A 22,741-nucleotide genomic window follows, 5' to 3' on the forward strand; every position below is an offset into this window, starting at 1 on the left:
CCGACCTGGTGATCTGGACTGACGCCCAGCGCGCACCGGTGCTGCAACGCTTCGCCAGGAGTTTCGCCGCGGCGAACGGAATCAGCGTCAGCGTGCAGGCCGTCTCGACCGATCTGCAGTCCGCATATGTGACCGCCACCAATGCGGGCAAAGGCCCGGATATCGTCGTGGGCGCGACCGACTGGATCGGCAACCTGGTGCAGAACGGCACGATCGCACCGCTGCCGCTGACGCAGGCGCAGAAGTTGGCATTCGAACCGACCGCATTGAAGGCGGTCACGTACAACGGCCAGACCTACGGCGTGCCGTACGCGACCGAGAACCTCGCCCTGTTCACCAACACGGCCGAGGCCACCGCCGCGCCGTCGACCTTCGAGGCCATGGTGCAGAACGGGCAGGCGGCGGTGAAGGCGAAGAAGGCGAGTGACCCGCTCGCGCTGCAGGTCGGCCAGCAAGGCGATCCTTACACCATCCAGCCGCTGGTCGGCTCGGCGGGTGGCTACATCTTCGGCACCAAGGCGGACGGTACCTACGACCCGGCGAAACTCGGCGTCGACGGCCCGGGGTTCGTCGCGTTCGCCAAACTGCTGAGCAGGTACGGCGAGAAGAGCGAGAACGTCTTCAAACGGTCCATCGATGCGAACAACGCCGTATCGCTCTTCGCCTCCGGCAAGGTTCCCTATCTCGTCTCGGGACCGTGGGCGCTACCGCAGATCAAGCAGGCGGGCATCAAGTACGCCGTCAGCCCGGTGCCCGGCTTCGCCGGCATGGGCCCGGCCGAGCCGTTCCTCGGCGTGCAGGCCTTCTACGTCTCCTCTAAGGCCAAGAACGCTCCGATCGCCCAGGAGTTCACGCTCAACTACCTGACCCGCAAGGACGTGGAAGAGGCACTGTACAAGGCCGAGCCTCGTCCACCGGCGCTGACGTCGGCCTACGACGACGTGGCGAAGACCGATCCGGACATCGCCGCGTTCCACACCGCAGGTGAACACGGCGTCGTACTCCCGCAGATCCCAGCGATGTCGGCGGTATGGGGTCCGCTGGGGATTGCCGAGGCGGCCATCGTCGGGGGCGCCGACCCAGCCTCGGCAATGGCCGGCGCTGCGGCGCAGATCAAGAAGGCTGTCGGTTAGCGACCGTGCGGTGCGATGCCGTCAGCCGTCCACCCGGTCGACGGCACCACACCCGCCCGTACCAGGGAGGAGGATCTATGCACAGCGAACGGATCGCGAGAGTGTCGTGGATGCGGGTCGTTTTCATCGGGGCGGTCGTGGCGCTGACGATCTTCGCCGTGCCGCGCTTGGTGTCCCAGCACGCGTGGATCGCCCTGGGAGTAGCGGTAGCTGTCACGGCAACCCTTATCTACGTCTATCTCAGCCCGAAACGGATCGCGGCCCGCTATCTCATCCCGGGAACGCTGCTGTTGCTGGCCTTCCAGGTGTATCCGGTCGCATACACGATCGGCACCGCGTTTACCAACTACGGTGACGGGCACCGGATGTCGCAGACGCAGGCCGTGAGCGAGCTCGAAGCCGACTCCGTGGTCGAGCGCCCCGGCGCGCCGAGGTACGAGCTGTCGGTGGCGACGAAGGACAGCGTGAGCACAGGACCCATCGTCTTCTTCCTCACCGATCCTCAGGGCAGGGTGGAACGCGGCGACAGCCACGGCCTCACCGCGGTGCCCGACGCGCAGGTGACCAAGGACCCGGACACCGGGAAGGTCGTACGGGCGCCGGGCTGGACCATCCTCAACGGCATCCAGGTCAACGCCCGCGCCGCGCAGCTGAGTACCTTCGCGGTGCCCGTCGAGGGCGGCTTCATCAAGTCCGTCGGGCTCTCCGAGGCATTCATCGGAGAGCGGACGCTGCGCTACGACGTGGCCACCCAGATTATGACGGACACCAGGACCGGCGTCGCATACCGGCCGAAGGCGGGGACCTTCGTGGCGGCCGATGGATCCGGCCGCGTGCTCCCCATCGGCTGGAAGACCGACGTGGGGCTGCGCAACTTTGCCGCTGTCGTGACCGATCCCAGCATCCGCGGACCGTTCCTGCGGGTGCTGGCATGGACTGTGGCGTTCGCGTCGCTGTCGGTACTGACCACGTTCGCGCTCGGCCTCGGCCTGGCGCTGGCCCTTGACCATCCCAGGTTGCGCGGCCAGCGCATCTACCGTTCGCTGCTGCTGCTCCCGTACGCGCTGCCCGCGTTCATCTCGTTGCTCGTGTGGCAGAGCATGTACAACAAGGACTTCGGTCTGCTCAACCGTCTGCTGCAGACAGACATCGACTGGCTCGGCGGAATCTGGACGGCTCGCGGGTCGATTCTGCTGACGAACCTCTGGCTCGGTTTCCCCTACATGTTTCTGGTGTGCACTGGTCTGCTCCAGTCCGTGCCCAGCGAGCTGAAGGAGGCCGCGCGCGTCGACGGCGCTTCGTCTCTGCGCGTCTTCCGGTCGGTGACGATGCCGCTGCTACTCGTGGGCATCGCACCCCTGTTGATTGCGTCGTTCGCCTACAACTTCAACAGCTACAACACCATCAAACTGCTCACCGACGGCGGGCCCTTTCCACCCGGTAACTCCACAGCCGGCAATACCGACATCCTGATCAGCTACACCTTCCGCCTTGCCTTCGGAGGCCAGGGCGCCCAGTACGGGCTTGCCGCCGCGATCTCGCTGTTCATCTTCATGCTCGTCGGTCTCATCTCTTTCGCCGGCTTCAGGCGAACGCGCGCCCTGGAGGAGGTCTACGCGGCATGACACATCTGCTGCCACAACCAGCGACCGAGGCGCCCAGCCAGATTGGTGCCGTTGCCGGCGCGCCCGCTCCGCGCCAGCGACCGCGCGGCGACCGCGTATGGTGGCGCCACCTGATAGGACTGGTGGCGCTGGTCTTCGCGCTGTTCCCGATCGTGTTCCTCGTATCGGCGGCGCTGAACCCAGTCGGCACGCTGTCCACGACCAGCCTGCTGCCCGACGGCGTCAGTCTGAACAACTTCGCCAAGCTGCTCTCCGATCCGAACTCGCCCTACTTGCGCTGGTACGGCAACACCCTGCTGATCTGCGGCGTCTCCGCGATGCTCAACGTGCTGATCGGCGCCGGCGGGGCGTTCGCGTTCTCCCGGCTGCGATTCCGCGGTCGTCGCGCGGGACTGATCACCGTGCTGCTAGTGCAGATGTTCCCGAACTTCATCGCAGTCGTCGCGTTGTACCTGGTGTTCATCCAGATCGGTTCGGTGTTCCCGGCGGCGGGCTTGAACACCTCGCTCGGGCTGATTCTCGTTTACCTCGGTGGCGCCATGGGCGTCAACACCTGGCTGCTCAAGGGGTATCTCGACACGATTCCGCGTGAGCTGGACGAGTCGGCGCTGATCGACGGCGCGACCTCCGGGCAGGTCTTCTTCCGCATCACGCTCCCGCTCGCCGCCCCTATGCTTGTCGTCGTCGGCCTGTTCTCCTTCGTGGCCAACCTCAACGAGATCCTGCTCGCGAACGTGTTCCTGACCGATACCTCGCAGAAGACCCTCGCGATAGGCCTTTTCGGCCTGGTGTCCGGTGAACACAACACAGACTACGGCGAGTTCGCCGCGGGATCGCTGCTCGCGGGACTTCCCGTCGTACTGATCTACCTATACCTGCAGAAGTACCTTGTCAAGGGCTTGACGGCCGGAGCCGTCAAAGGTTGACCCAACCCACTCCTCTCCGCGGAAGGGCACCGCCATGCGTCAAAGACGCAAGACAAGATCACTGTCCCGCTGTCGCCGACGGCTCGCTCTCGCCGTCTCGGCCCTGTCCTTCGTCGCTGCGGTGGGTGCCGTGACGCCGACGACCGCGGTCGCGCACCCGGCCCCAGCCGCCGTCCAACCGGCGCTGAGCTCGACACCGGTGAGCACCGGCGACATGACGGGCGACGTGATCTACCAGTTGATCACCGACCGCTTCTACGACGGCGATACCAGCAACGACAACCCGTCGTCGAGCCCAGGGCTGTACAGCAGTGACCACAGCGACTGGCAGCTGTACTGGGGCGGTGACTTCGCCGGCGTCACGGCCAAGATGCAGTATCTGGCCGACCTCGGCGTCGGTGCCATATGGATCTCACCACCCGTGCAGAACGTCAACCTCCCCGTGGTCGACAACGGGCAGAGTTCAGCCGGCTACCACGGCTACTGGGGCATGGACTTCTACGTGCCCGAGCCGCACTTCGGCTCCTGGAACGACTTCGATGCGATGGTCTCGGCGGCGCACTCCAAGGGCATCAAGGTCATCATGGACTGGGCGGTGAATGACACCAGCCCGGAGGACGTCAACAACCCCAGCTACGGCGTGGACGGCGCACTGAAGGAGAACGGCACCACACTGTCGGAGTACGACAACGACCCGAACGGGTACTTCCACCACAACGGTGGCATCAGCAACTACCAGGACCCGTACCAGGTCGAGTACGAGAACCTGTTCAACCTGGCCGACCTGGCGCAGGAGAACCCATCGGTGACGAACTACCTCCAAGGCGCGGTGGACACCTGGCTCAGCCACGGCGTGGACGGTATCCGCATGGACGCCGTCAAACACATGCCAGGCGGGTGGCTGAAGGGCTACATAGACCACATCTACAACAGTCACAGCCTGTTCACTTTCGGCGAGTGGGCTGACCCGTCATCGGCCGCCCTGTGGCCGAACGAGGTGAAGTTCGCCAACACAGACGGGCAGTCGCTGGAGAACATCGACCTCAACACTGCCGAGCGTGACGTGTTCGCCAACAACGCCTCGATGTCCGAGCTCGACTCCGCGATCAGCCGCGAGCAGTCCTCATTCAACTGGGCGAATGACCTGGTGAACCTGGTGGACGACCAGGACGAGTCCCGGTTCCTGTCGGTCAACAACAACACCACGCTGTTCGACCAGGCGACGGTTGTGAACATGACGACGCCCGGGATTCCGTCGATCTACTACGGTGACGAGCAGTATATGCACAACGACACCACCAACTCCTCCGGACAGGTCGGCGGCGATCCCTACAACCGGCCGATGATGTCTTCGTTCTCGGAAACGACACGTAACTTTGGCCTAGTGCAGGCACTTTCGGCGCTGCGCAAGTCGAACCCGGCCCTGCGCTACGGATCGTCGACGCAGCGGTGGATCAACAACGACGTCTACGTGTACGAGCGGAAGTTCTACAACGACGTCGTGCTCGTCGCGGTCAACAAGAGCACCAGCACGAACTATGCGCTGACGGGTCTGGAAACCTCGTTGCCGCCCGGTACCTACTCCGACCAGCTGGGCAATGCGCTCGGCGGTGGCACGCTCACCGTTAACAACGGAAGCGGCGGCAACAACCCGACCGGCCCGTACACGTTGAACGCCGGGCAGGCCGCCGTATGGTCCTATGTCGCTCCATCCCAGTCGACGCCGCAGGTTGGCAATGTGGGTCCGACGATGGGGCACTCCGGAGACGTCGTTGCCGTCACGGGCGCAAACTTCGGCAGCTCCGCAGGCACCGTGACGGTAGGGGGCGTGGCCGCAACGGTCAACTACTGGTCGCCCAGCGAGGTCGACCTGACGATCCCCAGTGGTGCCGCCGCTGGCACCGACCAGATCGTGGTGACCTCCAGCGGGGGAGTAGCGGGCAACAGCATCGCCTACCACGTCGAATCCGGCACCCAGGTGCCGGTGACGTTCACCGTCACGGGCACGTCGACCTCGCCGGGCGACGAGATCTACCTCGCCGGCAACGATGACGAGCTGGGCAATTGGAGCACGGATACATCCGTGGCGATCGGCCCGCTGCTCGACCCGAACTACCCGACCTGGTTCAGCATGGCCAGCGTGCCCGCCGGGGCCACCGTCCAATACAAGTTCTTCATCAAGAAGGCGGACGGCAGCATCGTCTGGGAAGGCGGCTCGAACCATACCTACACCGCACCCACCTCCGGCACCGGTTCGGTCTCGGTGGCCTGGCAGAACTGACAACGCGCCGACCTCGAAGGCCAGTACGTACATGGCCTTCGAGGTCGGCAGCGCGTGGACCGACGAGGCCTGCCTCGAGCTCTCCCTCGCCGCATAACCAAATGGGCAACAGGGTCGGGCGGGGTGACGATTCAGGCGTCGCTGACCCTGAGCCTGGAGATCCGCCGACGAGATCGACTCGCCAAAACTCTCCGCGAGTACGAACCTGCCGTTGGGCCAGGGCGGATGATGTACCGGCACCCCAGAGTTGGTGCGACCCGCGTGGTAGCGGCAGCGCTGGCCGCGATGCGACCTCGTTGACACTGCGGGTGCCGATAAATCTTCCGGCCAGGTGACGGCCTTGATCGCCGATCTTGGAGCTACCCCCGGCCGCTCGGCCTCCGGCCTTCACCGGGACAGGGGGCGGGCGGCATTGCGGGAGTGACTCGGGCGACGCCCTGCTCGTTCCATCCGTCGCCGTTGGTGCCGGTTGTGGGAAGAGATGCACCGTGGCGGCGGGGGAGGCGCTCGCCGAGGCCGTCCTCTGGGGAGTCTTGGCACGGCTACTACTGTCGCCGCAGCTTGAGTAGCCGGAGGCGGTCAGCGCGAAGAGGGCTGTGCATGCACCAGCCACACCAGTGCCCGGCGGGCGGTGATCACCGTCGGGCTGTGGTTCCTCGTCAGCCGAGCTTGCGTCGCAGTTGCAGTCTGTACAGCAGGAGGAGCGAGGGCGCGATCAGCACTGCCGCGACGCAGGACACTGCGAACAGGACCCACAAGCTGGCGGCTGGAGCCGCCGCTTGCCGGATGGTCAGGTGGGTACCCAGGAGGTAGGGGTACTGGGCGACTCCCCACCCCGCGACCACGGTGGCGATCGCGACGGCCGCCAGGGTGCGTACGACAGCAGGGCGGCCCCTGCGCAACAGGAGCAGCGCGGCGAGGCCACACAGGCCCGAGACGACCAGGAGTGGCGCGCCTGCCGTGCTCAGTTGGTGGAACAGGCGCGGGGAGTCCGCGTGCAGTACGAACACGCCCACGAACGCCACCAGACCCGCAACGGTGCCCGAGCCGAAGGCCCGGTAGCGGAACGCCCTTTCCAGTGAGGTGTCCCTCCGGCGCTGGGCTTGCCCGGTGAGGAACACGGCGGCCAGATAGGCGCAGACCGTGACCGCGAGTACGCCGCCGAGAGCAGAAGTCGGGTTGACCCAACTGGACAGCGCGTCACCGTGCCCCGCCAAGGGGACGCGGCCGGAGGCAATCCCGCCTGCGATGGTGCCGAAGACGAACGGGGTCAACACCGACGAACACGCGAAGGCGACACCGCTGATCTGCTCTCCCCGGCTTTGGGTAAGCGCGTGGCGGAAGGCGAAAGCCGCTCCCCGGGCGACGATGCCCAGCGCCGCCAGTCCCAGTGGGATGTACAGCGTTGTAGTGATGGCGGTGAAGGCTTGTGGAAAGCCCGTCCAGATTGTGACGAGACAGAAGATCAGCCACGTGTGGTTGGCCTCCCACACCGGGCTGAGGGAAAGGTCGATCAGCTCGCGGGTGTGGCTTCCCCGCGCCGGCCCGCCGGCCGTCAGATCCCAGAAGCCGGCTCCGTAGTCCGCGCCACCGAAGAGGGCATAGGCGATGACGCCGATGAACAGGACCGCAGCGATCAGAGTGCTCATACACCATCAGCTCCGACCGCGCGCTCGTCCATCGCCGGTGTAGGCCAGGGGCCGTACGGGACCGCGACGGCGTCGGTGCCCTCTTCGGACCACCGACGGCGCATGGTTCGCAGGACGAACAAGGCGCCGACTGCGACGCAGAGGTAGATCGCGAGGACCGTGGCGAACAGGGGCCAGAGGTTGCCCTGCGTGGCGACGGCGTCCTTCGTCTGCAGTAGTCCCACGACTGTCCAAGGCTGGCGGCCGACCTCGGTCACCACCCAGCCGCTCTCCAGAGACACGAGCGCGACCAGTCCGGCGACGGCCGAGCTGCACAGGAACCAGCGGTTCGTCGGTACCTCGCGTCGCCGCCACCACAGCCAGCCGAACCACAGGGACAGCAAGAGCAGGAGTGAGGCGGTTGCGACCATGACGTCGAAGGAGAGGTGCACGATGCTGACCACCGCATCCGCAGGGCGTACGGCCACGGGGATCGCGTCGAAGCCTTTGATCGTGGTGGAGGGCGTGAAACCTGCGAGGATCGATGCAACGTCGGGAAGGCGGATTCCGTACCGCACCTTGGCGTCGACGAAGATGCCGCCGAGCGTCTCCGGGACGTGGTTGCTGGTGGTCGGTACGAGTTCGATGGCGGAGAACTTGGAAGGTTCCCTGTCGTAGACCTGACGGGCGATCGTGTCCCCGACGAGGAACTGAAGCGGCATCGCAATCGCCGCGACCGTGAACGGAACGAGGAACCCCAGCCGGTGGTATGGGTCCCGACGCCCCTTGAACAGGCCCCACGCGTACACCCCCGCGACCATGAACCCCGCGACGATGTACGCCGCGAGGAGCATGTGGACCATCTCCCACCAGAACGCGCCGTTGAAGAAGACCTTGGACGGGGTCACGCCAACCACATGCCCATTGCTCACCGTGACCCCCGTGGGCTGGTTCATCCAGCTGTTCGCCGCGATGACGGAGGCCGTTCCGCCGACGCTCGCCAGGGTGACCACCAGGCCGGTGAAGAAGTGCGGCCACGGCGGAAGTCTCTTCCAGCCGTAGATGTAGATTGCCATGAAGATGGCTTCGAGGAAGAAGAAGAGCCCTTCGATGGCGAAGGGGAACCCGAAGGCCGGCCCATATTTGCCCATGAGCCCGGGCCAGAGCAGCCCCAACTCGAAAGTCAGCACGGTGCCGGACACGGCCCCGACGGCGAACAGTACGGCCGCCACCTTGGACCATCGCTGTGCGAGGAGCAGCGCATGCTGATCGTCACGGCGCAGCGCCCGGTAGTGGCAGACCAGCATCATGAAGGTGAATGCGACACCGAAGGGGACCAGGATGATGTGGAAGCCCAAGGTGAACGCCATCTGCTCACGCGCGGGGAGGAGCTGTGGCGGGTCGGCAGTTCCCACCAGGGCAGACAGCAGCATGAATTCTCTTTCGGGCTCGGACAGCGGCGGACGATTCGCGGATTCGCCACGTGCTCGCGGCCGCGCCGACCGGGTCGCTATGGACGCTGAGGCGCTTCTTCAGGGCCGGCCGCTCTGGGCGCTGTAGTCGCCCGCGGCGATCGGGACGTTCACGCGGGCGCGCACCCGGCGACGCATGCCCCCGGGATCCGTTTTCAGTTTCTCGTGGAATGGTTGACGCCCGTGCCATTTGAATCAGCCACTACGCTGGTTGCGAATGTATTTTCGGATACTTTGCCCTCGGCGTGTGAATGGTAGTCGGCGGGCGGAGGAACGCTCGCCCTGGCAGCTGACGGTCTCGCTATTTTTCCTCCATTTGGGGACATCTCGCGAGCGTGAGGTAGCGGAAAGTGAGCATGTGCAACGCATCATCTGGTGCAGTAGGCAACTCTTCATTTGGCGCGGTAACCATATACTTGCTCGTAGTGCGGTAAGTCCTGGGCATGCCGGTGTGACTGACGTCCCTAAACACCAACTGCACGGAGCAGTATCACGTCCACGGCTACCGGGCTGTCCGCTACGAACTCCCGCCGGGCTGCGCCGCCGGTTACATGCCAGAGCTGAACGTCCTCTGTGGGATCGCCGACGTCAGCACGCAAAGCGGCGAACCGGTCACCAAGCACCTGGTCGTCGAGGTAACAGCGTCACGCACTCTGGAAACCGCCGGGTGAGCAGTCCTGGGGCGCGCTCGCCGGGGAGCATGGTCGTCTTGCGTCATCCCGTACCGCAGCCGCCTCCGCCTTGCAGCCTGTCGTCCACCGCTCGTCCACCGGAGTCTGTTACCGAAGCTGGGACAGCCCCCGGCCTTCATGGGCAAAATTGCCACCCACCCATGAGCGCCGGGCCTGTCAAGCGCGTAGGTAAGCCCTTGCCTGCGGCTGTTCTGCGGAGCCGGGGCGCTTTTCTTCGTGGGGCTTCCTAGGGTTCGGTGCGTGGCTGCCGCGTGGGCAGGGGTCCAGCTGGAGCGCCCGGAGCCTCGCGAGGAACGAGCAGGGCGAGGACGAACGAGCTGGATGCCGACAAGCGGCAGCCGACCTCCATCGCCGAGGTGGAGTCGGCCCTGGTCTCACACCCCACGGTGGCCGAAGCCGCGGTGGTGGGCGCTACGGACGCAACGACCGGGCAGGCCATCGTGGCATTCGTGATCCTGCGAGAGGCCGCCACCGCGCACCCGGACGCTGGAGTCGGTTTGGCGGCCGACCTGCGCGAGCATGTCGCCCAGGAGATCGGCCCGATCGCCAAGCTCCGCCAGATCATGGTTGTTCCAGAGCTGCCGAAGACCCGGTCCGGCAAGATCATGCGGCGGCTGCTTCGCGACGTGGCGGAGGACCGCGAGATCGGCGACGTGACCACGCTGGCGGACTCGTCCGTGATGGATCTGATCAACGCCGGACTGTCCGGCGATTCCCGTCCGCAGTCAGGGAGCTGACATGGGACGCGTTGGCCTGCTATCGGGGCGGGGCGTGCTGGTCACCGGCTCAGGCGGACCCGTCGCGGAGTCGGTCGTGGACCAACTGCTCGGCAGCGGCGCCCGGGTGGCGGTGACCGATGCCCTCGCGCAAGCCCCGAACCCGACCCCGGCGCTGGGCTCACGAAGACTGGTACTGCCATGCGGCCCGGACAACCCCGCCGAACAGAGCGCAGTGGTGGAGACGCTTCTCGAGCGCTTCGGCCGCCTCGACCATCTGGTGAACCTCGTTCCGACCAGCCCCGAGGCGGGCTCGCTGATGGAATGCGACCCGTCGGCCCTGCGCGACATCGTGCAACGGCACCTGGCAACGCCACTTGCCTGGATCCAACGCGGCTACTGGCGCTGGATGGCAGCGCACGGCGGTTCGGTGGTCAACGTCGTGACGGGCGTGGTGGGCAACGGCATGCAGGACGCCGCGTTGGCGGGACTCATCCAACTCACCGAGTGGCTTGCCGCCGAGTTGGCGCCCGACGTGGACCTCTACATGGTGGTCCCCGGCACGATGCTCGACTCTGCCGCGTACCAGGGGGGTGTAGCGCAGGCGCTATCCGACCTCCTGGCCGACCGGGGCCGCTTGGGTCCCGGCCCGGTGTTCGTGCTGACCGATGCCTCCATCCGCCCCGTCAACGTTGCCTGACGAGAAAGGTTCTGTGTCACTGATGCGCGTCATCCTCATCGGCCCTCCCGGAGCGGGCAAGGGCCCCCAGGCCGCCATCCTCAGCGGGTCACTTGGCGTGCCGCACATCTCCACCGGAGATCTGTTCCGAGAGTACGTCACCGGCCGGACCCCCCTCGGACGCGAGGCCAAGCAATACCTCGACGTGGGAGAACTGGTACCCGACCACGTCACCAACGGCATGGTCCGCCAGCGACTCTCCCAGCCGGACGCGTGGCAGGGCTTCCTCCTGGACGGCTTCCCGCGCACCGTCCAACAGGCGGAGGAGCTCCAGGCCATGCTCTCCGAGTCGAATGGCACATTGGATGCCGTGCTGGAGTTCACCGTGCCCGAGTATGTCGTGGTGCAGCGGCTGCTGGGCCGCGGCCGCCGCGACGATACCGAAGAGGTGATCCGCCACCGCCAGCAGGTCTACCGCACACAGACCGCTCCGATCCTCGGCTACTGCGCCGACAGGCTGCTGACGATCCCTGCCATCGGCGTCGGCCCAGGTCGTGCTCTGCCGTTCGGGCGCGGGTGGGATGCCGTGCTCGCGGAGGATCTCCCATACGGTGGAGGCGGCGACCTTGATGCCGAGTGCCGCGAGCTCGCCGTGGATTCTGCGGTAGCCCCACGAGGCATTCTCGCGCGCCAGACGCAGCACCAGGGCGCGAATCGAACGGACGGTGGGCGGGCGCCCGCGACGCTTCGGTGTGCAGGTCGCGGCGTGGGATCGCTTGAGCTTGGCCTGCTCCACCAAGATCTGGCAGGCCGACCACACCCAGCTGGACCTGTGGGTGCTGGAGGAGAAGGGTCCGGCTGCTGCCCATGCCGGCCGATCAGCTGCTCGAACCGTTTTGTCGCCCGGGGTGTGAACGCGGCATCTTGACCCCGGTGTCCGGTGAGGCGACCAGGTGAGGGTTCGGGCGAGCTTGAACATCGTCGGTCGATCGGGACGGAGGAACCGCTCCACCATCGGTGTCCAGTTCCCGCCCCGATACGCCGGCATCCCGACGAACATGCTGCCGAAATCGGCGCGATGGGCAGGACGAGATACCCCGTCGTCCCGCTCCCCGCCGACGGCCGGGACGGCTCGTGGAGGACGGCAGGCAAACGTTGCGTGGCGAGTAAAGTGGATCATGTCCATTGACTTGTCGTGACCCTGACTCGTCGTCACAATCCCGTATGGCTCCATTCATCGCGCGTAGATTCGCGCGCCCTCGCGCGCCACCGACACGGGAGTGCCAATGAAGAGATCAATGGAGAGATCGAAGAAGAGATCGAAGAAGTTACTGCTGACCGGTGTCGCCAGCCTCGCCCTGCTGTTCGGCGGGGTGGAGAGCGTGGCTCACGGCGTCGGGATCGCTGACGCCGCCCACCCCGCGACGGGTGTCGGCTCGTGCACGCTGAAGGGGTACAACCCGGCGACGACCCCCTCGAACGCCAAGGACCTGCCACTAGGCAAGCGTCCGATGACGTACAAGCCGGACGACTTCAACTGCTCCGGCGCGAAGTTCGCCGCGCCCGGCGTGGAGTTCGCGAAGTTCCCGCAGCCCAAGAACTTCAAGATCACCGACAAGACCGTTACGCAGCAGATCGGTGGCCATCAGACGATCATAGGGAAGCCCGCAGCGGCGGTGAACCCGCTGGCGCCGTACTTCCCGCCGTTCCAGCACTTCGTGATCATCTATCGCGAGAACCACACCTTCGACGACTACCTCGGCGACTGCGCGACCACGATCGCCCCGGACTGCAACGGCCAGGTGGAGAGCACCAACCACATCAGCTCCGTTCCGGACCTGCACACCCTGGCCAAGACCTACGCGCTGTCCGACTCGTACAGCACGGGCGTCCAGCCGCCGTCCGGTCCCAACCACTGGTTCCTGTTCTCGGGGCAGTCCTCGTCCAGCAGCCAGCAGCAGTCCTACCCGTCGACCGGCACCCAGTTCGACCGCTTTCTGCAGAGCGACAACGGCCCCACGGACGAGGGCACCAACGCCTGCACTCCTCCGTCCGGCACCAGCAGTGGCACCAGCCCGTACACGTTCATCGTGAACGGTGACATCTACTGGATGCTCAACAGTGGCAGCGGCTACTGGAAGAACCCGGCCGACGGCAAGATCGAGGTCCTGCCGCCCAACCGTCCGGGCACGTCCGTCCCGGAAGAGCTGCACACCAACGAGTACACCTGCCAGAACCAGAGCATCCCCGACAGCACGGTCGCCAGCGACTACCTGAACTTCGTCAACCAGTACGGGATGCCGGCCTACAACTACGTCGAGCTATTCAATGACCACCCTGGTACGTACCAGGACATCCCTGGTAACGACACCGCGACGAACAACATCGTCGACTCGATCATGAGCAACCCGACGTACAAGAACAACACCCTGATCATCGTCACCGAGGACGACACCCAGAACGGCAACAACGGCCCGGACCACGTCAGCAACACCTACCGCGTGCCGCTGCTCGTCATCGGGAACCCGGCCTACGTCAAGCAGCACTACGTCTCGCACGTGGCGTACACCACGGCCAACGTGCTGGCGGCTATGGAGCGCACGATGGAGAACGTGCACTCCGGCGTTATCAACCCGAACGACAACCTGGGCTCGTCCACGTTCCCGATGACGACCGCGGACCAGGCCGCGCTCGGCGACCCGCTGGAGGACTTCTGGGTCCAGGGCGCGACCCCGCTGTCGGCGAGCGCCACGGGGTCCCCGACCACCGGCAACGCCCCACTGACGGAGAACTTCACCGGCTCGGCCACGGGCGGCACGGCCCCGTACACGTACAGCTGGAACTTCGGTGACGGGTCGACCAGCACGTCGCAGAACCCGAGCCACACCTACAGCACCGCGGGCACCTACACCGCGACACTGACCGTCACCGACAGCGCCTCGCCCGCCAACACAGCGACCTCGCAGGTGACGACCACGGTCAGCGCCGTCGGCAACCCGCTGGCCGCAAGCGCCTCGGCCACCCCGACCTCCGGCCAGGTGCCACTGAACGTCGCCTTCACCGGCACGGCCACCGGCGGCACGCCGGGGTACACGTACAGCTGGAACTTCGGTGACGGGTCGACCAGCACGTCGCAGAACCCGAGCCACACCTACAGCACCGCGGGCACCTACACCGCGACACTGACCGTCACCGACAGCGCCTCGCCCGCCAACACGGCATCCTCGACGGTGACCGTCACAGCCGACCCGATTGCCGCGACGCCACCGGGTGCGCCCACCGGCCTGACGGGGACCGCAGGGACCGGCCAGGTCTCGCTCAGCTGGACGCCACCGGCCAGCACCGGCGGCGAGAACATCACCTCGTACAAGGTCTACCGCGGGACCTCCAGCGGCACCGAGTCGCTGCTGACCAGCGGCGGCTGCAGCGGACTGGGCGCGGTGACCTCGTGCACCGACACCGGGCTCACCACCGGGCAGACCTACTACTACAGGGTCACCGCGGTGAACGGCGTGGGCGAGGGGGCACAGAGCAACGAGGCGTCCGCCACCCCCACCGGAAGCACCGGCTGCCAGGCGAAGCAGCTGCTCGGCAACCCCGGCTTCGAGAACGGCAGCTCCAACCCCGCTCCGTGGACCGCGTCCTCCGGCGTGATCAACAACTCCTCCTCCGAGCCGCCGCACTCCGGCAGCTGGGACGCGTGGCTCGACGGCTACGGGACCACCCACACCGACACCCTGTCGCAGACGGTGACCCTGCCGACGGGCTGCACCTCGGAGCAGCTGAGCTTCTGGCTGCACGTCGACACGGCGGAGACCTCGACCACGACCGCCTACGACACGCTCGAGGTGCAGGTGCTGAACAGCTCCGGCACGGTGCTGGGCACCCTGCACACCTACTCCAACCTCGACCACATCACCGGATACGCGCAGCACACCTTCGACCTCTCCCCCTACGCGGGCCAGACGGTCACTCTCAAGTTCACCGGCGCGGAGGACTACGAGTACCAGACCTCCTTCGTGCTCGACGACACCGCGGTGAACGTGCAGTGACCAGCGCCACTCGGTAACCGGCCCCCGTCCCAGAGCGGGACGGGGGCCCACCTGCTCGCCAGCTAAGGAAGGAACGGATGGACACGACCATCGCAGTGAGGGGCCACGGCATCACCAAGGTCTTCGGTGACGTCGTCGCGCTCGCCCATGTCGATGTAAGCATCGCGCAGGGTCAGATCCACGGCCTGGTCGGCCCGAACGGTGCCGGAAAGACCACGCTGCTGGGCCTGATGCTGGGCCTGGCCGTCGCCGACGAGGGGGATCTGGAGATCCTCGGCGCTCCAGTGGGCCGTGGGCTGCTGGCACCTGACGGTGTCTCCGGGTTCGTCGACGGACCCGGCCTCTACCCCACTCTCACCGCGAAGCAGAACCTCGCGACGCTGGTCTCGCTGCAGCCCGGCGACTCGCTCGCCGGTAATGTCGGCGAGGCTCTGGAGCAGGTCGGACTCACCGAGGCCGCCGATCAGAAGGTCCGTGGCTTCTCCCTGGGCATGCGCCAACGACTGGGACTGGCCGCGGCGTTGCTGACCAAACCGCGCCTCCTGGTGCTCGACGAGCCGTCCAACGGCCTGGACCCGGCGGGCAAGAGGCAGGTGCACCAGGTCCTGCGCCGGCTCGCGGCCGAGGGCGTCACGGTCGTCCTGTCCAGCCATCGGATGGACGATCTGGAGGCGCTGTGTTCCGAGGTCACCATCCTGGCCAAGGGGCGTGTGGTGTTCTCCGGCCCGTTAAAGAAGCTCACCGATGAGAAGCACGAACTCGACTACCGGCTACGCGCCCTGGATCCGTCCGCCGCGCACGCTGTCGCGGCCGGAACGCCCGGCGTTCGCGTCGTCGAGGACTTCGACGCCGCGGCGCGACCGGACAACGACGTGATCATCGTACGCGCGCGGACGGCTGCTCTGGACGAACTCCTGGCGCGGATCGTGCGCGCGAACATCCCCGTGCGCGAACTCGCGCCCGTCGTCTCGCCGCTGGAAGCAGCCTTTCTCTCCCTGACGGACCAGCTCGCCCTCACCGGGCAGGAGGCCGACCAATGACCACGACCCTCACCGACGCCCCCGCCGCCGGGGCCGGGCTGAAGCCCGGGACGGCCGGCAGACGCCCGGTCCCGGTGGTCCGGATCCTGCGGATGGAGCTGGTCAAGCAGTTCTCCGCCTGGCGGGTGCGCCTGCTGGTGCTGCTGTGCTGGGTCGGTCCAGGCCTGCTGGTGTTCGCGATCGACCAGCAGAGCACCCTGCCGTCCGATACCCTCTTCGGCCGGTGGATGCACGCCACCGGCTGGGCCGGGTCGTTGGTGGTGCTCGGCGTCGCCGGCACATGGGCCCTGCCGCTGGTCACGTCCGTGGTCGCCGGCGACGTCTTCGCCTCCGAGGACCGGCTGGGCACCTGGCGCCACCTGATCATCGCCGCCCGCTCGCACCGGCGGATCTTCGCGGCCAAGGCGATCGCCAGCGTCACCGTGATCGGACTGCTGGTAGCCGGCCTGGCCGTCTCCAGCATGCTCGGCGGACTGCTCGCGGAGGGGAACCAGCCGCTGGTCGGCCTGGACGGCCACCTGCTCACCGGCGGGGACGCGGCCGGCAAGGTCCTGCTGGCGTGGGTCTGCGTGCTGGCGCCGACGCTCGCCCTGGCCGCCATCGGGCTGCTCGGGTCGGTGGCCCTGGGCCGATCCCCGATGGGCCTGCTGCTGCCCGTGATCGCCGCCCTCGGGATGCAGACGGCGCAGATGCTGCCGCTGCCGGTCCCGGTGCGCCTGGCACTGCCCGGTTACGCCTTCATCTCCTGGAACGGCCTGTTCACCGATCCTCAGCAGCTGGGGCCGTTGCTGATCGGTATCGGGGTCAGCCTGGTGTGGGCGGTCGTGGCGACGGCACTGGCCTGTCTGCTGTTCCTCCGCCGGGACTTCACCAACCTCAACGACGACGGCGCCGGACGCAGGGCGCTGACCTTGGGTGCCCTCCCGCTGGCGGGCGTGCTGGCCGTGACAGTCGGTGTCGTCGCCGTCGGGACCGATGCGGGCGGTTCCGGCATCATCCAGGAGAAGGTGCAACGGTCGGTGGCCACGGTGTTCTCCCACCTCTACCGGTTCCAGCAAGCACAGATGCGCCAGCCGGCGGTCACCGCAGCGCACCTGCAGACCACAGCGGCCTGCGACAAGAGCGAGGGGCTCGGGGCGCAGGCAGGGCCGGGGAACGACTGGCGGTGCACGGTCTCCTGGAACGTCCCTGGCTACAACGTCACCGCCCAGGCCATCTACCAGGTGGATGTCACCCCGACCGGGCGCTACATCGCCGACGGGGACGGACCGGTGCAGGTGAACGGGTACTTCCTGATCATCAATGCCGGCAAGCCGACGCCCAACCCGCTGTGGCAGTTCGACGGCAACGTCGACCTGATCTCCGGCCACTGAGCTTGACTCTGTCGGGGATCTTGGAACGGTTGAGGTCAACTGCCCAGCGTTCGCCAGGACTTCGACCGGGGGGTGCCGCGCTGGTCCAGGAAGGTCTGGAAGGCGGTCGGTGGCCGTGGTGAGGGCGGTTCCCCGGCCGATGTCAGGCCGCTGAGGCGTTCGATGTTCACGGCGATGGCCGTGAGTACGTGTTGCAGATGGGCTTTCGGCTGTCCTCGGTAGCGGCAGTGGCGCATGCCGTGTCCGTGAGCGAACTCGTTGATGGTGCCCTCGACTCCGGAACGCACCGCGTAGCGGACCTTCCAGTCGGGTGTCTGCTGCTCGGTGCGGACGCGGAGTTGCAGGTCACGGAGTTCTCGCGAGGGAAAGCCCACGGTCCGGGCGCTGTCGGCGGTGGTGGTGCACCGGGTGCGGACCGGGCAGGGGCGGCACTGGCTCTTGGTGAACCGCGCCACGATCAGTGGGGCGGCGGTGCGCGAGGACGTCGGGTAGGGGCCGTGCCAGCCCTTGCTGACCTGACCCTGGGGGCAGGTGACCTCGCCGACCCCTACCGCGACCACCTGCACGCCCGCCGCGCCGCCGCCCCGGCCGTCCCCGTCCTCGAACTCTTCAAGGAAATCAAGGAGTTGGGGTACACCGGAAGTCTCAACCTGCTCTACCGCTACATCACCCAGGGCCGTGCCGAGGGCGACAAGCCGGTCACCACCCCGCAGCGTTTCGCCCGCCTCCTGCTCACCCGCCCCGAGAACCTGCGCGACAAGGACACTGCACTACTGCGGGAACTCACCGAGACCTGTCCCGAGATGACCGAACTCGCCCGCGTCATCGGCGAGTTCGGTCAGTTACTGACCCCAGCGGAGGGCAACGACGCCAAGCTCACCGACTGGATCACCACGGTCCGCGCCGCCGACCTTCCCCACCTGCACTCCTTTGCCAACGGCCTCGAACTCGACCGCGCCGCCGTCGACGCCGGACTCACCCATCCGTACCACAACGGCCGCACCGAGGGCGTCAACACGCGAACCAAGCGGATCATGAGGCAGATGCACGGCCGAGCCGGATTCCCCCTGCTCCGCCACCGCACCCTCCTCCAGTGATCACTACGCAGCGCTACCACCGATTACGGAACAGAGCCGTTAGATTGACAGACCTGTCGGCGCAGGACCCACCTCGTCAATATCGAGTTCGAAATAGGCGGTGCCGCACCAGCAGGTGCAGCGGGATTGCACCCTGAGCCGGGGAACCTGCCGTCGGAGTGCGACCTGAACGGGCTCGTCCAGGTTCAGGACGAGGTCAAGCACGTCGGCTACGGCCGGTTCCGCCTCGTCCTCGGGCAGGCTCTCAGTCATGCCGCCACGGTAGCTGACCAGCAGCTTTGGGCTTCGACCAATCCCGGGTCGATCGGGTGCGGTCGAGGCTGTCACGTGTCCAGGGTCAAGTCAGTGCTCGCGAAGCAGCCGTCGATCTGCGCACCCGTGCGCATGCGGTCGACGATGTGGGCGATACGAAAACGGCCCCAACTGATGTGTGCACGGCTAGAGTTGGGGCGCTGGCGTGCACCGGGGGCGCAGGGGGCGTCTGCGGGGGAGCGCGCTAGGGGGAGGCACAGATCGTGCTGCGAATGAAGTTCATGCGTGCTGTGGCTGCGGGAGCTGCGGCGCTCGCCTTGGTGGGGGGAGCAGCCGGGACCGCTTCGGCCGGTTCCTCGCACACCGTCAAGCGCGAGTTGTCCGTCCACGTGTCCAAGGTCGCAACGAAGTGGGCCGGGAAAGCCCCGCGGGGGGCGACCAAGGCCAACGCGATGCCCAGCTACACCGACCCGACCGGCTGCAACAACCCGTGGTGGTTCCTGCTGCCCAACACATGGGTCCGCACCACCGGCTGCGACACCGAGAGCTACGAAATCGACCTGATCCTGGTCACGGACGGCGTCCCCGAGCAGGTCGGCGAGGCCACCTTCACCACCCAGAGCGTCACGACCCTCAATACCAGCGGCCTGAACTGGTCGGAGAGCTTCACCGTCTCCGCGGCGAACCTGTACGGGGAGGCCCAGACCACACCGATCTCCCTGTCGCTGGTGGCCATCGCCAAACCCAACACCGTGTTGACTCAGACCGGGGGGCTGAGCGGGCCCTTCACGCTCAGCAGTACCAAGCCCGTCAGCGGCACCATCGAGTACTCCTCGAAGGTCAGCAAGATGCAGGCTGTCTGGGACGCCACGCACTACATCCTGGCTGGGCCGCCGCCGCCCGGATTCCAGGAACCGATCGATTTGGGCTACGTCGGGCCGGAATGGCGCTGCGATGACCAGTTCTGGAGCAAGGACCAGTCGAAGCAGCTCAAGGTGCCCGGGTGCGTCTTCCCCTTCCACGCGGCCATTGACCAGGGCCTCCTGTTCCCCTCGCGGCAGTACGGCCTGCCGGGGATCAGGCAGAACATCGCCACGGTGCAGCAGGCCGGCGTGCACATCGGACGTCCCGGCTACGGAGTGCCGCTGCACCGCACCACGGAAGCGCAGAGGATTGCGAACCGCAGGGCGGTGTGCGGCCGTTTGAAGCCCCCGGCGCCGGGGTTGTCGTGCGACGAGTACCCGTTCGCCTCGACCGCGGAGGGCGGTACTTTCTATGCGCCGCCGAACCGGGCCATAGCCTGGGTGCCGAGGGCTGAGCAGAACGAGCAGGGCGGGTTCTTGAACGCCCTCTACAGCACGAACCGGATCCTGCCCGGCGACCCGTTCTATGTGAACGTCTTCGCCTAGCAGTGCCACCGCGCAGGACCGGCGCCCGTTCCCCATGTACCCGGAGAACGGGCGCCGCGGCATGGCCCCGCATGAGGGAAGGAAGGGACACGGCATGACATCCCGGGAGAGCCACGAGCTGGAAATCGACACCCCGTGCTACTTCGTGTGGGGCCGGACCTACGACGCAGACATCCTCCTCCAGCAGGAATGGAGCGGGGAGGGCCTGTGTGTCTTCCCCGACTCGCGCACCGTGATGGTCCCCACGGAAGTCGAGTACGGCACGGTGAAGCTGACCCTCGATCGCCGCGGCGAGGAACCCGCGCCGGACCTTGGGGGATGGGACGACGCCTTCGAATTTTCCCTGCTGGCCTCTCCCCGTGCGGATCCGGACCCGGCCAGCCCGGATCAGATCCTCATCGCGGCCTGCGACGCGGGCGGCGACTGCTGCGACTTCAACGCCTTGGACTGCCCTGGCGGCCAGGACACGTGGTGGCGGCTGCGCGTGTACCGGCGAGTCAGCGATACCGGCGAGGAGCACCTGATCCAGGCATGGATCGCCGACCAGCAGCCGGTAGCCCGACTCGGGCACCACTGACCACCTGACAGGGTGTCTTCTCCTCATGGTTCGTTGTCCTGACCGTGGGCAACGGACAGAACGTTCATCTGCGCGACCACGTCAACGCGGGCCGAGCGTCGCGTCGCGACGTTGCTCCACCGATGCTGTCTGGGGGAGCGATCCCAAGCAGGACAGACCATGGGCATCACCTGCGATGCGCAGGGCCGCGTCTTGCTCCTGAAGGACGAGCGCGCGGAGTGGAAGTTGCCCGGAGGGCGCCTGGAGATCGCCCGTAGTGCTTCAAAATGCCTTCAGTGGGCCTGCCCTGGGATTGTTGTCGGGTGGTCAGCCTGCTCGGCGGTACTCGTTGATCAGGTTGGCGACTGCTTGTCGGCGCGCGAGCCGGGCTGGCGGCAGGGGGATTACGTTCGGGTCGTCGTGGGGCGCGAGCTGGTTCCTGCCTTGGTGGGGCCGATGGCTGTTGAAGTGACGGGCGTACTCGTGGAGGATCCTCTCCGCGTGTCCACGGTCGAAGATCAGCAGGCGGTCGGTGCACTCCTCGCGTATGGAGCGGATGAACCGCTCCGCGTAGGGGTTGCAGTTGGGGCTCTGTGGAGGGATCTTGGCCGCGGTGATGCCCTCGCTGCCGAGGACCGCATCGAGGGCGTCAGTGAATTTCGCGTCCCGGTCCCGGATCAGGTGGCTGAAGTCGGTCGTGCGCTCGCCGAGCTGCCACAGCAGTTGGCGGGCTTGCTGGGTAGTCCGGGCGGCGGTGGGGTGGGGGTGACGCCGAGGATGTGGACGGTGCGGGTGTGAACCTCGATGACGAACAGGGCGTACAACCGGTGCAGTGTGATCGTGTTGAGATGGAAGAAGTCTGTGGGGAGCAGACCACCAGCCTGGGCTTTGAGGAAGGCGCTCCACCCGCGGCGCGCTGCGTGTCGACGCGGCGTGGGGCCAAGGCCAGCGGCGCGCAGGACCCGACGGACCGTTGCTGCGCTGAGCTTGTGGCCGAGTCGACGGAGCTCGCTGTGTACGGGGCGGGCGCCCCACCTTGGGTTTTCGGTGCCGAGCCGGGTGATCAGGTCGCGGAGCTCGTCGGATATGGGCGGGGGACCCGGAGGGGGCGGCTGGGTCCACTTCTTGTTGATCAGGTGTTGGTGCCGGGCGACCAGGGTGTGTGGGGTGACTCTCCGGTGATGCCGCAGGCCTCGGGGAAGCAGTCGGGCGAGCGCGGCGATGAGTGCCCGGTCTGGCCAGGTGGGCTTCGGCGCGGCGACCTGGCGGCGCAGCAGCGCGACCTCGTGTCGCAGGACAAGGATCTCGGCGTTCTTCGCCGCGGTGGATCGACATAGCAGGGCGAGCCACGCGATGATCCGCGTGGCGAGCAGGTAGGTCAACCGTACGGGCATGGGGAGCGATCATGCCCGATCACTCACCGGGCACATCACCCAAGGTCAGCAGCAGTGAAGCAGTTTTGGAGCACTACGGGCGCGGCAGTACTGACCGGGACATCCGCAGGGCTTCCGCCCACCCTGGACGCATCGTCTCCGGGGTGACGCTGCGGGCCAGCAGAACGGAGGCATCCGCGGCCTTCGTCGTGGGTCGCAGCACTGCCGCGGTGATCGATCTCGTGGCGATGCCGACCATGGCCTTGTGACGGTAGTTCCGTACTGACCGTTGACCGCTCCGGGGGCGGTGCGGGTTTGTCAGCGGTTGCAGGTTGGATGTCCCCATGAGCGTCTATGAAGTGATCAGCAAGCTGCCCGACATCTCGACTTTCGACGTTCTGACAGTCATGCGACGGCGTCGGGGCTGGCTGCGGCCC

At 66.7% G+C, this 22,741-nt stretch carries 17 protein-coding genes and 4 pseudogenes; 14 read left to right on the plus strand and 7 right to left on the minus strand.

The genetic code is table 11. The features are described from left to right. Nucleotides 1-8: 8 nt before the first annotated feature. The 4 genes from NGB36_RS26825 (at nt 9) to NGB36_RS26840 (ending at nt 5,965) form a co-directional block, all read left to right on the plus strand. On the plus strand, nt 9-1,133 hold the full coding sequence (locus NGB36_RS26825; RefSeq protein WP_255923106.1) for a sugar ABC transporter substrate-binding protein: 1,125 nt from the start codon (nt 9-11) through the stop codon (nt 1,131-1,133). Nucleotides 1,134-1,243: 110 nt separating this feature from the next. After that, nucleotides 1,244-2,758, plus strand: coding sequence for an ABC transporter permease subunit (locus NGB36_RS26830; protein WP_255923107.1), 1,515 nt, complete (start codon nt 1,244-1,246; stop codon nt 2,756-2,758). Next, complete coding sequence (locus NGB36_RS26835; RefSeq protein WP_255923108.1) at nt 2,755-3,684, plus strand: sugar ABC transporter permease; 930 nt, start codon at nt 2,755-2,757, stop codon at nt 3,682-3,684. Before NGB36_RS26830 ends, NGB36_RS26835 begins: the two co-directional genes overlap by 4 nt. A 130-nt stretch (nt 3,685-3,814) precedes the next feature. Next, complete coding sequence (locus NGB36_RS26840) at nt 3,815-5,965, plus strand: alpha-amylase family glycosyl hydrolase (protein WP_255923109.1); 2,151 nt, start codon at nt 3,815-3,817, stop codon at nt 5,963-5,965. A gap of 659 nt (nt 5,966-6,624) precedes the next feature. Here the strand turns inward: NGB36_RS26840 and NGB36_RS26845 are convergent. Together NGB36_RS26845 and NGB36_RS26850 are read right to left on the minus strand one after the other, a co-directional pair. Further along, nucleotides 6,625-7,614, minus strand: a complete 990-nt coding sequence (locus NGB36_RS26845; RefSeq protein WP_255923110.1) for a cytochrome d ubiquinol oxidase subunit II — start codon at nt 7,612-7,614, stop codon at nt 6,625-6,627. Then, entirely contained in the window at nt 7,611-9,026 is a 1,416-nt protein-coding gene (locus NGB36_RS26850; RefSeq protein WP_255923111.1) for a cytochrome ubiquinol oxidase subunit I, read from the minus strand. Before NGB36_RS26850 ends, NGB36_RS26845 begins: the two co-directional genes overlap by 4 nt. A gap of 1,075 nt (nt 9,027-10,101) precedes the next feature. Between NGB36_RS26850 and NGB36_RS26855 the strand changes: the two are divergent. The 3 genes and pseudogenes from NGB36_RS26855 to NGB36_RS26865 all read left to right on the plus strand — a co-directional run. Beyond that, nucleotides 10,102-10,494, plus strand: a pseudogene (locus NGB36_RS26855) (AMP-binding enzyme); the annotation flags it as partial. A 1-nt stretch (nt 10,495) separates the two neighbouring features. Next, entirely contained in the window at nt 10,496-11,173 is a 678-nt protein-coding gene (locus tag NGB36_RS26860; protein WP_255923112.1) for an SDR family NAD(P)-dependent oxidoreductase, read from the plus strand. 22 nt (nt 11,174-11,195) lie between these two features. Next, nucleotides 11,196-11,612, plus strand: a pseudogene (locus NGB36_RS26865) (adenylate kinase family protein); the annotation flags it as partial. 81 nt (nt 11,613-11,693) lie between these two features. Here NGB36_RS26865 and NGB36_RS26870 read toward each other — a convergent pair. Next, a pseudogene (locus tag NGB36_RS26870) lies at nt 11,694-12,338 on the minus strand (hypothetical protein); the annotation flags it as partial. Nucleotides 12,339-12,450: 112 nt separating this feature from the next. On the opposite strand from NGB36_RS26870, the gene NGB36_RS33245 reads away from it, so the two are divergent. From NGB36_RS33245 to NGB36_RS26900, 3 genes are all read left to right on the plus strand, one after another. Then, nucleotides 12,451-15,204 carry a PKD domain-containing protein gene (locus NGB36_RS33245; RefSeq protein ID WP_269470609.1) on the plus strand — a complete coding sequence of 918 codons (2,754 nt, stop codon included), beginning with the start codon at nt 12,451-12,453 and terminating at the stop codon, nt 15,202-15,204. Nucleotides 15,205-15,281: 77 nt separating this feature from the next. After that, entirely contained in the window at nt 15,282-16,244 is a 963-nt protein-coding gene (locus NGB36_RS26895; RefSeq protein ID WP_255923113.1) for an ABC transporter ATP-binding protein, read from the plus strand. Continuing rightward, nucleotides 16,241-17,617 carry an ABC-2 transporter permease family protein gene (locus tag NGB36_RS26900; RefSeq protein WP_255923114.1) on the plus strand — a complete coding sequence of 459 codons (1,377 nt, stop codon included), beginning with the start codon at nt 16,241-16,243 and terminating at the stop codon, nt 17,615-17,617. Before NGB36_RS26895 ends, NGB36_RS26900 begins: the two co-directional genes overlap by 4 nt. Nucleotides 17,618-17,652: 35 nt before the next feature. Here NGB36_RS26900 and NGB36_RS26905 read toward each other — a convergent pair whose 3' ends face one another. Then, a complete protein-coding gene (locus NGB36_RS26905) occupies nt 17,653-18,183 on the minus strand; it encodes a transposase (RefSeq protein ID WP_308288932.1) in 531 nt (176 codons plus the stop codon). Between NGB36_RS26905 and NGB36_RS26910 the strand changes: the two are divergent. Then, nucleotides 18,154-18,714, plus strand: a pseudogene (locus NGB36_RS26910) (transposase); the annotation flags it as partial. The gene NGB36_RS26905 and the pseudogene NGB36_RS26910 sit on opposite strands and share 30 nt — an antisense overlap. A 39-nt stretch (nt 18,715-18,753) precedes the next feature. On the opposite strand, the gene NGB36_RS26915 reads toward NGB36_RS26910, so the two are convergent. Beyond that, nucleotides 18,754-18,966: a hypothetical protein gene (locus tag NGB36_RS26915; protein WP_255923116.1), complete on the minus strand. Its 213-nt coding sequence runs from the start codon at nt 18,964-18,966 to the stop codon at nt 18,754-18,756. Between the two features lie 272 nt (nt 18,967-19,238). Between NGB36_RS26915 and NGB36_RS26920 the strand changes: the two genes are divergently transcribed. After that, entirely contained in the window at nt 19,239-20,375 is a 1,137-nt protein-coding gene (locus tag NGB36_RS26920) for a NucA/NucB deoxyribonuclease domain-containing protein (RefSeq protein ID WP_255923117.1), read from the plus strand. A gap of 94 nt (nt 20,376-20,469) precedes the next feature. After that, nucleotides 20,470-20,952: a hypothetical protein gene (locus NGB36_RS26925; RefSeq protein WP_255923118.1), complete on the plus strand. Its 483-nt coding sequence runs from the start codon at nt 20,470-20,472 to the stop codon at nt 20,950-20,952. A 306-nt stretch (nt 20,953-21,258) separates the two neighbouring features. On the opposite strand, the gene NGB36_RS26930 is transcribed toward NGB36_RS26925, so the two are convergent. Both NGB36_RS26930 and NGB36_RS26935 read right to left on the minus strand, forming a co-directional pair. Then, entirely contained in the window at nt 21,259-21,654 is a 396-nt protein-coding gene (locus tag NGB36_RS26930) for an integrase core domain-containing protein (protein ID WP_255923125.1), read from the minus strand. After that, complete coding sequence (locus NGB36_RS26935; protein ID WP_255923119.1) at nt 21,609-22,325, minus strand: IS3 family transposase; 717 nt, start codon at nt 22,323-22,325, stop codon at nt 21,609-21,611. The genes NGB36_RS26930 and NGB36_RS26935 overlap by 46 nt, the downstream gene beginning before the upstream one ends. Before the next feature lie 11 nt (nt 22,326-22,336). On the opposite strand from NGB36_RS26935, the gene NGB36_RS26940 reads away from it, so the two are divergent. Continuing rightward, a complete protein-coding gene (locus NGB36_RS26940) occupies nt 22,337-22,573 on the plus strand; it encodes a hypothetical protein (RefSeq protein WP_255923127.1) in 237 nt (78 codons plus the stop codon). Nucleotides 22,574-22,741 lie beyond the last annotated feature (168 nt).

It is taken from the genome of Streptomyces humicola (assembly GCF_024436035.1).
Taxonomy (GTDB): Bacteria; Actinomycetota; Actinomycetes; order Streptomycetales; family Streptomycetaceae; genus Streptantibioticus_B; species Streptantibioticus_B humicola.